The following is a 13,069-nucleotide window of genomic DNA, read 5'->3' as shown; positions in this document are numbered from 1 at the left end:
GTGTTACCAGTCCAGGGTCACCATCAGGGTGTCGCGATAAATGCCGGCCGGTAGCACCTTGGGATGGGCGAGCACCGCGCCGTAGATCGGTATGGGGATCTGCGCGGCACTGTTGATGGCGAAATTGCGCTGCTGACCAATGCCATAGCGGGCACTGCCCGAGAGGTCGGCCGACAATTGATAGGGGATCAGCTCACGGCCATTACGCAGCCGGCGATTGGCCCCATCGCCATTGGCACCGCCATTGATACTGACGCTAAAGGCCCGTACCGAAGGGTTGCAGCGCACCTGCAGGCGGCCCGCCGCACCCACCTCATCCAGGCGCGAATACAGTGGGTTGTTCCAGCTCGGGCCCTGGCTGCCAAAATCCAGTACACCGGCCCCGGAGGTGTCGATGCTGCTGCCGAGGTCGCCGCTGATCTGGCAAGCGGCACTGATCACCAGTCGCGCCTGGATATGCCCGGTCGCACCGGCGAAGGCATCAGGGCTCACCAGTAACAACGGGCCGATACTCAACAACAGGGCTTTTTTCATTCTGCCAGTTCCTTTAGCAGGCACCGCTTCAGCAGGCGACACAGTGGCCTTCACCAGGTGACGGTCACCTTGAGCAAATCCGAATAACGACCAACCGCTGGCACCTGGTCAAGGCTGTCGATGCGGGCATACAACGGAAGTTCCAGCGAACCGCTGGCGGGCACTCGCGCATGCTGTGTCGCATTGACCGGCAGCGGCACGCGCCAGGCCGGATCCTGATACAGGCGATACGGGATGGGCCGGGCCGAAGGCTGGGCGCTGGTCAGGTAACGTACTTCGCCCACGCCGCCGTGTTGACCGGCGTCGACCTGGACCTGGTAGCTGGTGTCAGGGTTGCACTCAAGGCGCGGCGGGCGCTGGCTCAGTAACTGCGCGCTCATGGCAGCGGATGGCAGGTCCAGCCGGGCCGTGCTGCCGAAGTCGAGGACACCCAGTGCCTGTGCACCGGCTTCGCGGGGCTGGTGGATGAGTACGCAGCCGCGCTGCACGTGTACTTTGACTTCAACCATGAACTGGGCGGCGAGCGAACTGTCAGCAACGACCAGCCCGAGCATCACCGCCAGAGAGCGTCCCTTCACCATCACGTCCTTGAATGCAGGATTTATCTGACCTTGAGGGTAGCAGTCGAGAAAAAAGCTGCCAGCTGGCGAGAAAACCTACAGGCCTAGTACAGGATTATTCGCCAGACTAGCCCTGCCCGGAGCGCTGGCAGCTCTGGAGCATATTGGTTAAATTAGCCGCGCTCGCTCAAGCCGGTCCTTGAGTCGCGTTAACCTCAAGGAGCCCTGATTGCCTGCCCTGCCGATCTCCTGGATACGTTCGCCGCTGCGTGCCCTGCGCCAACGCCTCAGGGCTGTGGCGCACGACGAAGCCGACCGTGCTGACACCGTACGTCAGTATTTTCGCAACAAAGCCGCCGCCCAAGGCTACACCCTGAGTGGCGGCCAGTTGCAGGTCATCGAACACATGGCGACCCAGGCCGCCCGCCTTGAAAGCGGCCAGGCCCGCAGCCTGTATCTGCACGGAGCGGTCGGCCGCGGCAAAAGCTGGCTGCTCGATGGTTTCTTCCAGGCCTTGCCCCAGACGCACAAGCGCCGCTTGCACTTTCACGATTTCTTCGCCCGCCTGCATCAGGGCATGTTCGAACACCGCCACCAAGACGATGCCCTGGCCTGTACTCTGGATCAATTGCTCGAGGCCTGCCAGGTGTTGTGCTTCGATGAGTTCCATGTCCACGACATCGGCGACGCGATGCTGATCACCCGGTTGTTCCAGGCCTTGTTCGCCCGGCGCATCTTTGTCCTGGTGACCTCCAACTACGCGCCTGAAGGGCTGTTGCCCAATCCGCTCTATCACCAGCGTTTCAAGCCAGTCATAGGCCTGATCAACAGCCAGATGCAGGTGCTGCAGGTCGATGGCGAGCAGGATTACCGCAGCCTGCCCAACGCCGCCAGCCAGCAGCGATTCACTCAAGGTCACTACCTCTGCCCTGGTAGCCCGGAACAACGTCAAGCGTTGCAACTACCGTCGTTTGCCGACGTCTCGATGCCCCTTCAGGTAGGCAAGCGTCAGTTGCAGGCGCGGTTCATCCGGCAAGACACCGTGGGGTTTGATTTTGCTCAGCTCTGCGAACAGCCCACGGCCGTCATCGATTACCTGGAACTGGCCCGGCGTTTCGATCACTGGATCCTCAACGGTCTGCCGCGCCTGGCGCAGTGCTCAACCGCCGAGCAACAGCGCTTCATCAACCTGGTGGATGTGCTCTATGACCAGGACAAGCACCTGGTACTGATCGGCGCAGCGTCGCTCGACGAGAGCCTGCAAGGCACGGCCAGCGACCTGGCACGGACCCGCAGCCGCCTGGGTCAACTGCGCCAGATCGGCTGACGATACGACTAGCGCATCGCCCAGGCCGACAGTGTGTGCGCATCGGTGATCTTGCCGGCACGGATCAGGCCTTTCAACGCTTCCTCGGTATACGCCAAGGTACCCTTGGTCTCGCCATCCGTTTCTGTTGTCACCTGCACCGCATCAACAGCCAGGTACACTTCGACCGAGCTTCGGATCAGTGAAGTGTTGGTGTGCACCTTGCCGAGAAACGCCCATGACGCTGCCGTATACCCAGTCTCCTCCAACAGCTCGCGCTTGGCGGTCTCTAGCAGTGTTTCGTTCGGTTTACGGCCACCGCGCGGCAGTTCCAGGGAATCCTGGTCAATGGCACCACGGTAGTGCTGAACCATCAGGTACCGGCCCTCGGTGTTCCTGGCCAGGATCACCGCAGCGTTGACCTCATGCTCCTCCGTCACGATAAAGTACTTACCGCGCTTGATTACGTTGAAGAACGGGGTCTCCAGCAAGATCTGAAAAGTCTGCTCTGGTGCGTTCATGATTTACGCCTTAGTCATCTGACAGTGCCCGATCAAACTCGAAAATCACTTCCGGCTTGAGCTTGAGGTAAAGGTTTTGTGGCCGGCCCATCGCGAGCGGGACGGTTTCGTCAGTCAATACGATGAGCTGCGCTTCGATCATTTTCTTGACCCGCTGGACGATGCTCGTCTTGCCCTTGGCCGGGTTAGCGCCCCTTACCACCGAGAACAATGTGATCACATCCGTCATGGTGAACTTCATCGGCAGCATGGCGAAACCAATGCTGGTGTAGCGGAATTTACCCGCCAGGCGCACTCTGATTCTGCCGACGAGTTCGTTGTGGTCGAACGCCAGCAAGAACCTCTTCTCGCTTACAGCAACCAGGTCTACCCACTGTTTGTCGCCTTCCACAGCAACCGAGTCATCGACCATGGCCATGTAAACGGTAGTCGTGGCCCAACCCCTGGGGTCACGTACGGCATTACCTACCGTTACCACCTGCTCACAATGGCTAACGGTAATCCCGACCTTGGGTGAAACCAGCAGGCGATCAATTGCCGCTTCCAGGCTTTGATCCTCCGTGTCCCCATTGATGACCAGCCCTGGCAAAGCCCACTGACCGAAATAAGGCTCGTCAGGGTTTTGCCGCTTGTGGACCAGAATTTCCGCACGGCCAAGCTCGCGATTGAATCGAAGGATCCCGACATCGACCGACTGTATGGTGCCTCTTCGTTCTCCACTCACGTTACGCACTCTTCAATGGTTGATCTGAGGAAATCCATCCAGTATCAGCGAAATCAAGGTAATCCGTCATCCGCAGCCCTGGCGCCATCCATTTCGAGGGGATGTCACCACCGGCCTTTAGCGCGTCACGGATCATCGTGCTGTGAACGTTGATGGTCTCAGGCATCGTGATGACCGAGAACTCATCCATGATCGCCTGGTACCCATAGAACGTGTGAAGTACCTTTTGGTTGTCTTCACCCATCACCAGGGCAACGTCCTTTTTCTCCAGGCTGAAGCGATCCGCGACGAACCTGAGCAGGTCAATGCTGAAAATCGGGGACTTGTGCCTGAACAGCTCGCGCTCGCAAGTATCGACAACAAGGCGCGGCTCGCTGAAAACCCCGAGGATTTTTTCCAGCCACTGGATGCGCAAGTCGAAATCCACCATTTGCTTTCCAAATGGGTGGGAGAACGAAGGCACAACCAGTACGCGCTCTGCCTGGCTCAGCAGCGAAGTCATCACCTGGGCGTGCCCTGCGTGCGGAGGGTTGAACGCCCCGCCATATACCGCCATTTTTGCTCTGCTCATGTCGCCCTCCTTCCAAATAAAATACTTGTTACGTATTTTATCGTCAAACGCACCCTCATGAGCCTCAGCTAAGCCCATAGTTTCAACCATTCATAAACAGGCATATTTCCTCGTAGAATTAGGCGCACAACGAAAGCATCCGGCGCTGAGGTTTGCTCTCGTGTTTTTTTGTCATCCTTGTTGACTACTTAATACTTGTCGCGCACTATATACCCAAGACGACAGCGGAGGCGCCGAGATGAACTTCCCCAAATCCGATATTGCTAGCTTTGACGTTGATGCCCAGTGCGGGTTTAGCCCACTGTGCCCAGATGAACTCCCGGTTCCTGGTGGCGATGAAATCGTACCGGCACTGAACTTCATGGCTTCGCTCGCAGGCTTTCGAGTTGGCAGCAAGGATGCGCACAGCCCTAATGCCAAATGGGTTGTCGGCTCTCACGCCGAAATGGGCGCACCGACAGGGCTTGCGCACGCAGACACAACCTGGGTTCCACACTGCGTGGTTGGCACACCGGGTTTTGAGCTGCTCCCCGGCCTGCCGAAGGTCACTGAATACGGTTACATGATCTACAAGGGCCTGGAGCTCGATTTGCACCCCTACGGAGCTGTCTATCACGACGATGCCATGACCACCGGCGTTATCGAAGTATTGCGCTCCAGGGGCATCAAGAAAGTACTGGTCGGCGGGCTTGCCCTTGAGTACTGCGTGAAAATGACTGTGCTGCAATTGCTCACCGCTGTTTTTGAAGTGGCATTGTATCTGCCCGCCTGCCGAGCGATCAGCCAGATGGATGCCGAGCAGGCACTGTTGGCGATGAAAAATGCCGGCGCGGTGCTGGTGAACTCGGAAGAAGAATTGACCCGTTTCGTTGGTGAGGGGAAGTAACATGGAAAGCGTCTTCGACTACAACAAGCCAATCGTCCGTTCCGCCACTGACGACGATTTCTACAAGCTGACGATGGGTCAGGCCATCTATCACTCGTACCCAGCGGCTGATTCGGAATGGGCCTTGCGCGTACGCTCGAATGAGGATCTGACGCCTTACATCGGTGAGATCCGTGCGGCAATCGAGCAGCTCCAGGAACTGCAAAGCACCCAGGACATGCTCCGCCACCTGCGGGCCATCCCGTTCATGAAGCACGACTATGTGGACTACCTGGAAGACTTTCGCCTCAAGCCTCGATTCGTGAAAGTTGGCCAGGCCAATGGGCAGCTGGAAATCCGCGCCCGCGGCCCCTGGGTCGGTGTCTCGCCATTCGAAATCAAGATTCTTGCCATCGTCAGCGAGATCCGCAACCGCCACGTTTACCCCGACCTGTCTCTGGAGCAGGTGCGTGAAAGCCTGTACAACAAGTTCGACTGGTTGAAGGCCAACGCCAGCGCCGATGAGCTGGCTGATTTCAAAGTGGCCGACTTCGGCACCCGGCGCAGGATCTCCTTCAAGTCTCAGGAAGAAGTCGTCAAGACAATGATGCGTGACTTTCCTGGTGTATTTGTCGGCACCAGCAACGTACACCTGGCCCGCGAACTGGACATCAAGGCCATCGGCACGAACGCCCACGAGTGGTACCAGGCTCATCAGCAACTCGGCCCACGCCTGATCGACAGTCAGAAAGCAGCGCTGGATGGCTGGGTCAAGGAGTATCGCGGGGATGTCGGCGTGTGCCTGACTGATGTGATTACCCAGGACGCCTTCTTGGCTGACTTCGACGCTTACTACGCTAAGCTGTTCGATGGCTGCCGCCACGATTCAGGTAACCCTCTGGTATGGGGTGATCGCATGATTGCTCACTACGAGTCACTGCGCATCGATCCTCGCAGCAAAACATTGATCTTCAGCGACGGCCTGAACCTGGGTGATCGTTCTCTGCAAATCCTGCGTCACTTCCGTGGCCGCATCAACGTCTCGTTCGGCATCGGCACTGATCTCACCAATGGCGTCGAAGGGGTCAAACCATTGAGCATCGTAATGAAGATGGTCACCTGCCAGGGCCAGCCAGTGGCCAAGATCTCCGATGCGCCAGGTAAGTCGCAGTGCGAATCCCCGGAATACCTGTCGTATCTGAAGCAGGTTTTCACAGTCAAGGAATAAGGCGGGCACCATGAATACCGACAGCTACTCTGAGAACCTCGACTCCCCGGCTGCTCGCATCGCTCACGAGCTGAAAGTCAATCCGTGGGCGGATGACGCAAAAGATGCAGCGCAAGAAATCGTCAGCCGCGTAGACTTCCTCAAAGAACGCATACGGGCCACGAACACTAGAGGCCTGGTACTGGGTATCAGCGGCGGCGTTGACTCCACCACGGCGGGCAAGCTCTGCCAGATCGCGGTTGAGCAACTACGTGCCGAAGGCTACCCAGCAAAGTTCTATGCAGTACGCCTGCCCTTCTACGTCCAGCGTGACGAAGAGGACGCTCAAAAGGCGCTGCGCTTCATCAACCCCGATGCAACCCTGACTGTCGATATTGGTCAGTCCGTCGATGCCATGATGGGTGCTTTGAGCGGCCAGCACACCGCTGATGAGCACAAGATCGACTTCGTCAAAGGCAACGTCAAGGCGCGCGCCCGCATGATCGCCCAATACGCCATTGCCGGCGATAAAGGTTGCCTGGTGGTAGGTACCGATCACGCGGCTGAAGCGGTGATGGGCTTCTTCACCAAGTTCGGTGATGGCGCTTGCGACCTGACCCCGCTGGCTGGCCTGGTCAAAGGGCAGGTTCGTCAGGTCGCGTTGGTGCTGGGCGCGCCTACAGACCTGGTACTGAAAACCCCGACTGCCGACCTTGAAGATCTCGATCCGGGCAAACCAGACGAATTGGCCCACGGCTGCAGTTACGATGAAATCGACAACTTCCTGCTCGGCAGGCCGGTTTCTGATAAAAGCGCCAAGGTCATCATTGGCGCTTACGCGAAGACCGCCCACAAACGCGCCCTGCCCTATGCTCCCTAACGAAGTCATTCTCGCAGGCCAGCCTGTGGGTGCCTTCGCTCCCAGCGCTCAACCGACGCGAGCGAAACTGGCCAGCACTGCTTCGATTTCCGCCAGCACTGCGGGATCATCCAGGGTCGAGGGCGGTGTGTAAGCTTGCTGGTCGGCGATCTTGCGTAGTACTGCACGCAGGGTCTTGCCCGAGCGGGTCTTGGGCAGGCGATTGACCACCCGCACTTGATTGAAGCATGCCAGGGCGCCGATCTGCTCACGCACGCTCGCCACCAGTTCGCTCTGCAAGGCGGCCTCGTTGATGCCCTGGCCGTCCTTGAGCACCACCAGCGCTAAAGGCACCTGGCCCTTGATCTCGTCGTGCACACCAATCACCGCGCATTCGGCCACCGCCGGATGATGGGCGACCAGGTCTTCCATCTCACCGGTGGACAGGCGATGCCCAGAGACGTTGATGACGTCATCGGTGCGGCCCATGATGTAGACAAAACCTTCGTCGTCCAGGTAACCGCCATCGCCGGTGTGGTAGTAACCCGGATAGGCGGTGAGGTAAGCGTCCAGATAGCGCTGGTGATCGCCCCAGAGCGTCTGGCAGCAACCTGGCGGCAATGGCAAGGCAATGACGATGGCACCCTGCTGGTTGGCGCCGAGCAACTGGCCGTCGTCGTCGAGCACGCGCACGTGGTAGCCCGGCACCGCGCGGTTGCTTGAGCCTGGCCGCGCCGCACTGCCATCCAGGCCTACACAGGGCGCGGTCACCGGCCAGCCGGTTTCGGTTTGCCACCAGTGATCGTGTACCGCCTTGCCGCTGGTCGACTCCAGCCATTGATGGGTGCTGGAGTCGAGCTTCTCACCGGCCAGAAACAACTGACGCAGCGAACTCAGGTCGTAGCGGCGCAAAAACTCGCCATTGGGGTCTTCCTTGCGGATGGCACGCATGGCGGTCGGCGCACAGAACAGACCATTGACCCGGTACTGCTCGACCACCCGCCAGTAAGCGCCAGCGTCCGGGGTTCGGATCGGCTTGCCCTCGTAGAGCACCGTGGTGCAGCCATTCATCAGCGGACCGTAGACGATCAGTGAATGACCGACCACCCAGCCGACATCGGAAATCCCCCACCACACATCGCCGGCCTGCATGCCGTAGATATGGCGCATGGCAAAGCCCAGGGCCACGGCATTGCCGCCGTTTTCGCGCACGATGCCCTTGGGTTTGCCGGTGGTGCCGGAGGTGTACATGATGTACAGCGGGTCGGCGGCCGCCAGCTTCACGGGTGGCACCGGGTTGGCAGCGGCCACAGCGCTGTGCCAATCCAGATCGCGGCCCTCAACCAGGGTCGCCGACGCTTGCGGGCGTTGCAGCACCAGCACCTGGTGCGGCTGATGCTTGGCCAGCGCCAAGGCGCGATCAACCAGCGGCTTGTATTCGATTACCCGGTCAAATTCCAGCCCGCACGAGGCGGTAAGCAGCAAGGTCGGGCGAGCATCATCAATACGCAGCGCCAGCTCGTTGGCGGCAAAACCGCCGAACACCACCGAATGCACTGCACCGATACGGGCACAGGCGAGCATGGCCATGGCCGCCTGGGGCACCATGGGCATGTAAATGATCACGCCGTCGCCCTTCTGCACGCCAAGCTCGCGCAGCAACCCGGCCAGTCGCGCGACCTCATCGCGCAGTTGCACATAGGTGAACTGCTGCTGGCTGCCGGTCACTGGCGAGTCGTAGATCAGTGCGGTCTGTTCGCCACGGCCCTGTTCGATCTGATGGTCGAGGGCCAGGTAACAGCTGTTCAGGCGCCCGTCGGCAAACCACTGGTGGGTGCCATCGGGATTTTCGCTGAGGGTTTGCAGGGGCTTGCGATACCAGGCCAGAGCATCGGCCTGTTCGGCCCAGAAAGCGGCAGGATCGGCGATGGAACGGGCATAGCTGTGCTGATAAGTCATCGATACTGAACCCTGGGTTTGTTGTTATTTAAAAGGGCGAATATCGAGTATGGCTGGCTATGGCCAGGCCGCCATGGGACTTAAGTCTCATCTGATGTGCATAAATGCAGCGCGGGGCAAGCCCGCTCCCACCGGTCCTGTGGGAGCGGGCTTGCCCCGCGAAAAGTTGCTGAATCTTTAAATCAGCCCGCCAGACCTACATAAACGTTCTGCACATCGTCGTTGTCATCGATGGCATGCAGAAAGGCTTCAACTTCAGCCATCTGCTCATCGTTCAAGCCGCTGACCGGGTTCTTCGGGGTGTAACCGATCTTCGCCGAAACAACGGTGAAACCTTGAGCAGGCAGGGCCTTCTGCACGGCATCCAGATCGGTGGTGTCGGTGATGAACAGGGTCGAGCCCTCTTCTTCACCTTCTGCGAAGTCCTGGGCGCCCGCTTCGATTGCGGCCATTTCAGGGTCGGCGTCCGGTGTATTCGGCGTGGCTTCAATCAGGCCAACGTGGTTGAAGTCCCAGGCCACCGAGCCTGAAGCACCCAGCTGGCCTTTGCGGAACAGTACGCGGATTTGCGCCACGGTACGGTTGACGTTGTCGGTCAGGCACTCAACGATCAGCGGCACCTGGTGCGGGGCAAACCCTTCGTAGGTCACCGCATTGTAGTTCACCGCGTCGCCATCAAGCCCAGCACCCTTGCGTATCGCCCGCTCCAGGGTTTCGCGGGTCATCGAGGCCTTTTTGGCCTGCTCGACCGCCAAACGCAGGCGCGGGTTCATGTCTGGGTCAGCGCCAGCCTTGGCGGCGATCTGGATCTCTTTGGACAGCTTGCCCATGATCTTGCCTTTGGCGTTGGCAGCTGTTTCTCTATGCTTGGCTTTCCACTGTGCGCCCATCTCGACTCTCTTTGCTTCAGGTGCCGGTTCAGGTAGCGACCGGCAAAGTGGGTGCAGTTTATACATCCTCGTGATGGCAATCGACAAAAAAACTGCTCAGGCCTTGTCGACTTTGCCCGCCGCTGCGGCAAAGCGGGCCAGGCGCACGTCCAGACGGCGCGGGCGATAACTGTGATCTTCGGCCTGCTCCTTGCGACGAATGGCATTGCGCACCATCAGCGAGCCAAGGTAGCGGATCGGCTCGGGCGGAAAACAGCCCAGCGGGCCGTTGACCAGTGGCGAACGGGCGGCGCGGACCGTGTCGCTGGCGGTTTCCACCCCGGCCGGGGTTGGTGGCCGTGACAACGAAAATACCCAACTCTACTCGTGCTTGAACAAGAGCGAATCCGGCAGGCGTGCGGGCACGCATAACAACAAGAAAGGAGTCGACGCCAACGACAACGCTTGCCTCCTCGCAACTACGCATTTCAATCCTGGGTCATTGCTCCCATGACAACGCTGATCAACTCTGAAGCCAAGCGTCGTCGGTCGGAAACTGGCACAGATGCAACTTCATGCCACGAGCCTTCTTCGCCTTAACTTGGCCAGTTACGCCTGGTACCTCAGCTCGTCCGTTCGACCTCATCACGGCGTTGCAATGATCTCAAAAATTAATGACAAAAACATCAATATTGAAATATCTCTCAATTTTGCATACCTTGGTTCTGCCTGACGATGAGACCTATGCGCCTCACGACCTCAATCACAACAAGGGCTCGAGATGAACAACAACAAGAAAGTTTGCCAATTGCCTCCCTCCGCCGTCGACGTGCTGGTCGTTGGTTACGGTCCGGTAGGTGCGACAATCGCGGCGCTGCTCGGCCGCTACGGGGTGACGACCCTGGTACTGGACAAGCTCCATGAAATCGTACTCATGCCTCGTGCCATCGCTCTGGACAACGAGGCCTTACGTATCCTGCAACTCGCCGGTCTGTCGGAAGACGCTTTCGAGAAGATCGTTATCCCCGAAGTGAGGATGCATTCCCCGGTTCTCGGGCAATTCGGTCGCGCCAATACTGAAGGATGCATCGACGGCCATCCGAAACTGGTGACGTTCTATCAACCCGACCTCGAACACGCGATGCGCAACCAGGTCTCCCGATTGAAGTCAGTGACCAGTCTTGGTGGCTTCGAGCTTGAGAGTCTGGTCGAGGAGTCGGATTGTGTCGTCGCCTCCGTCCGGGATCAGAATGGACAATCACATTCCGTTCGCGCCCAGTACCTGGTCGGTGCGGATGGCGCAAGCTCCAGGGTCCGAGCACTGATTGGCCAGGAGTTCGAAGGGCAGACCTATGCCGAAGACTGGCTGATTGTCGATGTCATGAACCGGCATAAGTCAGCCATTGACCACGTTGAGTTCATCTGTGATCCACAACGCCCTACCCCGCATATGCCCGCACCCGGCGGCAGGGAGCGCTGGGAGTTCATGCTACAACCCGGTGAATCGCGGGAAGAGCTGGAACGCCCGGAAAGCATAGCCCGACTGATCGCGCCATGGATCAACCCGCAGGAGCTGGAAATCGAGCGCAAGGCGGTGTATCGATTCCACGCTCGCTGCTGCAACATATTCAGCAAGGGACGCGTCTTTCTTGCAGGAGATGCGGCCCACATTACCCCTCCTTTTGTCGGGCAAGGTCTCGTTGCGGGACTTCGAGATGGTGCCAACCTTGCCTGGAAACTGGCCTGGGTCCTTCGCGGCCATGCCGCGCCTTCAATACTCGATAGCTATGACGTAGAGCGCCGCCCCCATGCCCAGGCGATGATCAATCTAGCGAAACTCATGGGCCGCCTGGTGATGCCCAAGAACAAGATCGCGGCTTTCTTTATCCACGGCCTGATGCGTATGCTGGCGTTGCCCCCCGCTACCAGAAGGTACTTCGAACAGCTGGACATCAAGCCGAAGAACATCTTCAAACACGGCCTGTTCGTGCAGCATCGTCGGGGCGACAAGCTGGTACGTGGCAGCCTGTTTCCCCAGGCCTGGATTCGCAACATGCAAAAACAGATCAAGCTGAGCGACGATGCCCTTGGAGACAACCTGACTTTGGTTGGCTTCGGTGTTGACCCGTTGTCACTGCTGACCACTGATCAAATCGTTTCCTGGGAAAAAATGGGCGGCCACTTTTTAGAAGTCAGAACACGCGGCCAACGCTGCGGCGGCAGTTGTGACTTCATCGAAGACATGAACCATGAAATCCTGCCGCTGGCGTCAAAAGGAACGCTCGTCGTCGTTCGTCCTGATCGTATCATCATGCACCACGCCCCTGGCACAGAGGCCAGCAAACTCCTTAGAGACTGCCGGGGCCTGCTGATGAGTGACGGCGCCACTCCTGACGGCGTTTCCATTACTATAAACGAGCCGATTAGATTACGAGCTTGATCATGGATTCCCCCGCACCTCCTTTAGAAGCTACTGAGCCACATCCTCTGACCAGGGGTCACAAGAAGCGTGAGCGCACCCGTCGCGGCCTGGTGGACGCGGCCTTGCGACTGGTCGCACGTAAGGAGGTGGGGGAGATTGCCTTGTTCGAAGTCGCCGCCGAGGCAGCGGTATCGAACGGCACCATCTACAACTATTTCCGCACGCGCGACGAAGTACTCGAAGCGGTGGGCATCGCTATGGCTGCGGAGTTTTCTGACGCCATTTCCGTTTTGAACGCGGACGTGCAGTGCGGAGCACAGCGGCTTTCGATTGGCGTACGCATGTTTGTCTGTCGGTCTGCGGTCGACCACCAATGGGCAAATGCCCTATTGCGCATCATCCATTTCGACCAGGCCATGCGCTCGCGATTGGCCACTCATGTCATGGGTGACCTGCGTGAAGGGCTGCGCGCAGGCACTTTAACTTATGCAGACGAGGGGGTCGCCTTGGATTTGGTCTTGTCGTGCACTACCGGAGCGATGCGCTCAGTTGTCCAGGGACGTGCTTTGGTGGAGCACGATGTGCGGGTCGCCGAAATGATTCTCCAGGCCTTGGGAGTAACACCTGCCAAAGCCCGGGAAATCGCCGCAAAGCCACTACCCGCCTGACCTG

At 58.8% G+C, this 13,069-nt stretch carries 13 protein-coding genes and 1 pseudogene; 6 read left to right on the top strand and 8 right to left on the bottom strand.

Features of this window, described 5'->3' with window-relative positions; all coding sequences use genetic code 11:
* Positions 1-3: 3 nt before the first annotated feature.
* Together C6382_RS03195 and C6382_RS03190 are read right to left on the bottom strand one after the other, a co-directional pair.
* The gene (locus C6382_RS03195; protein ID WP_107023097.1) at positions 4-534 is read right to left on the bottom strand and encodes a spore coat U domain-containing protein; all 531 of its coding nucleotides are present in this window, start codon (positions 532-534) and stop codon (positions 4-6) included.
* Between the two features lie 50 nt (positions 535-584).
* Positions 585-1,112: a spore coat U domain-containing protein gene (locus tag C6382_RS03190; RefSeq protein WP_107023506.1), complete on the bottom strand. Its 528-nt coding sequence runs from the start codon at positions 1,110-1,112 to the stop codon at positions 585-587.
* A gap of 220 nt (positions 1,113-1,332) precedes the next feature.
* On the opposite strand from C6382_RS03190, the gene zapE reads away from it, so the two are divergent.
* Positions 1,333-2,421: a cell division protein ZapE gene (gene zapE, locus C6382_RS03185; protein ID WP_371919561.1), complete on the top strand. Its 1,089-nt coding sequence runs from the start codon at positions 1,333-1,335 to the stop codon at positions 2,419-2,421.
* Between the two features lie 8 nt (positions 2,422-2,429).
* On the opposite strand, the gene C6382_RS03180 is transcribed toward zapE, so the two are convergent.
* Genes C6382_RS03180 through C6382_RS03170 form a run of 3 tightly spaced genes read right to left on the bottom strand, consistent with a single transcriptional unit; the run spans position 2,430 to position 4,216 of the window.
* On the bottom strand, positions 2,430-2,921 hold the full coding sequence (locus C6382_RS03180) for an NUDIX hydrolase (protein ID WP_107023096.1): 492 nt from the start codon (positions 2,919-2,921) through the stop codon (positions 2,430-2,432).
* Positions 2,922-2,931: 10 nt separating this feature from the next.
* Entirely contained in the window at positions 2,932-3,645 is a 714-nt protein-coding gene (locus tag C6382_RS03175) for an NUDIX hydrolase (protein ID WP_107023095.1), read from the bottom strand.
* Position 3,646: 1 nt separating this feature from the next.
* A complete protein-coding gene (locus C6382_RS03170) occupies positions 3,647-4,216 on the bottom strand; it encodes an adenylyltransferase/cytidyltransferase family protein (protein WP_158262096.1) in 570 nt (189 codons plus the stop codon).
* Positions 4,217-4,454: 238 nt separating this feature from the next.
* Here C6382_RS03170 and C6382_RS03165 point away from each other — a divergent pair, with 238 nt between their 5' ends.
* From C6382_RS03165 to nadE, 3 genes are read left to right on the top strand one after another with little or no spacing between them, the layout of a single operon-like run.
* Positions 4,455-5,102, top strand: a complete 648-nt coding sequence (locus C6382_RS03165) for an isochorismatase family protein (RefSeq protein ID WP_107023093.1) — start codon at positions 4,455-4,457, stop codon at positions 5,100-5,102.
* A 1-nt stretch (position 5,103) separates the two neighbouring features.
* Positions 5,104-6,309: a nicotinate phosphoribosyltransferase gene (pncB, locus tag C6382_RS03160; protein WP_107023092.1), complete on the top strand. Its 1,206-nt coding sequence runs from the start codon at positions 5,104-5,106 to the stop codon at positions 6,307-6,309.
* A 10-nt stretch (positions 6,310-6,319) separates the two neighbouring features.
* On the top strand, positions 6,320-7,168 hold the full coding sequence (nadE, locus tag C6382_RS03155; RefSeq protein WP_107023091.1) for an ammonia-dependent NAD(+) synthetase: 849 nt from the start codon (positions 6,320-6,322) through the stop codon (positions 7,166-7,168).
* A gap of 48 nt (positions 7,169-7,216) precedes the next feature.
* On the opposite strand, the gene C6382_RS03150 is transcribed toward nadE, so the two are convergent.
* The 3 genes and pseudogenes from C6382_RS03150 to C6382_RS03140 all read right to left on the bottom strand — a co-directional run.
* Positions 7,217-9,106, bottom strand: coding sequence for a propionyl-CoA synthetase (locus C6382_RS03150; protein WP_107023090.1), 1,890 nt, complete (start codon positions 9,104-9,106; stop codon positions 7,217-7,219).
* Between the two features lie 182 nt (positions 9,107-9,288).
* Positions 9,289-9,996, bottom strand: a complete 708-nt coding sequence (locus tag C6382_RS03145) for a YebC/PmpR family DNA-binding transcriptional regulator (RefSeq protein WP_107023089.1) — start codon at positions 9,994-9,996, stop codon at positions 9,289-9,291.
* A gap of 96 nt (positions 9,997-10,092) precedes the next feature.
* Positions 10,093-10,281, bottom strand: a pseudogene (locus C6382_RS03140) (FAD-dependent oxidoreductase); the annotation flags it as partial.
* Between the two features lie 475 nt (positions 10,282-10,756).
* Here C6382_RS03140 and C6382_RS03135 point away from each other — a divergent pair.
* On the top strand, positions 10,757-12,415 hold the full coding sequence (locus tag C6382_RS03135; protein WP_107023088.1) for a bifunctional 3-(3-hydroxy-phenyl)propionate/3-hydroxycinnamic acid hydroxylase: 1,659 nt from the start codon (positions 10,757-10,759) through the stop codon (positions 12,413-12,415).
* A gap of 2 nt (positions 12,416-12,417) precedes the next feature.
* The gene (locus C6382_RS03130) at positions 12,418-13,065 is read left to right on the top strand and encodes a TetR/AcrR family transcriptional regulator (RefSeq protein WP_107023087.1); all 648 of its coding nucleotides are present in this window, start codon (positions 12,418-12,420) and stop codon (positions 13,063-13,065) included.
* The last annotated feature ends 4 nt before the right edge of the window (positions 13,066-13,069 follow it).

It is taken from the genome of Pseudomonas sp. BBP2017 (assembly GCF_003024385.1).
Lineage (GTDB): Bacteria > Pseudomonadota > Gammaproteobacteria > Pseudomonadales > Pseudomonadaceae > Aquipseudomonas.
This window is presented reverse-complemented; position numbering and strand designations above follow the sequence as displayed.

Excerpts from the sequence above, each read along its gene's own strand:
- C6382_RS03170 (WP_158262096.1), bottom strand. The coding sequence starts at position 4,216 with ATGAGCAGAGCAAAAATGGCGGTATATGGCGGGGCGTTCAACCCTCCG.
- C6382_RS03150 (WP_107023090.1), bottom strand. The coding sequence starts at position 9,106 with ATGACTTATCAGCACAGCTATGCCCGTTCCATCGCCGATCCTGCCGCT.
- C6382_RS03165 (WP_107023093.1), top strand. The coding sequence starts at position 4,455 with ATGAACTTCCCCAAATCCGATATTGCTAGCTTTGACGTTGATGCCCAG.
- C6382_RS03130 (WP_107023087.1), top strand. The coding sequence starts at position 12,418 with ATGGATTCCCCCGCACCTCCTTTAGAAGCTACTGAGCCACATCCTCTG.
- nadE (WP_107023091.1), top strand. The coding sequence starts at position 6,320 with ATGAATACCGACAGCTACTCTGAGAACCTCGACTCCCCGGCTGCTCGC.
- C6382_RS03180 (WP_107023096.1), bottom strand. The coding sequence starts at position 2,921 with ATGAACGCACCAGAGCAGACTTTTCAGATCTTGCTGGAGACCCCGTTC.
- C6382_RS03145 (WP_107023089.1), bottom strand. The coding sequence starts at position 9,996 with ATGGGCGCACAGTGGAAAGCCAAGCATAGAGAAACAGCTGCCAACGCC.
- C6382_RS03135 (WP_107023088.1), top strand. The coding sequence starts at position 10,757 with ATGAACAACAACAAGAAAGTTTGCCAATTGCCTCCCTCCGCCGTCGAC.
- pncB (WP_107023092.1), top strand. The coding sequence starts at position 5,104 with ATGGAAAGCGTCTTCGACTACAACAAGCCAATCGTCCGTTCCGCCACT.
- C6382_RS03195 (WP_107023097.1), bottom strand. The coding sequence starts at position 534 with ATGAAAAAAGCCCTGTTGTTGAGTATCGGCCCGTTGTTACTGGTGAGC.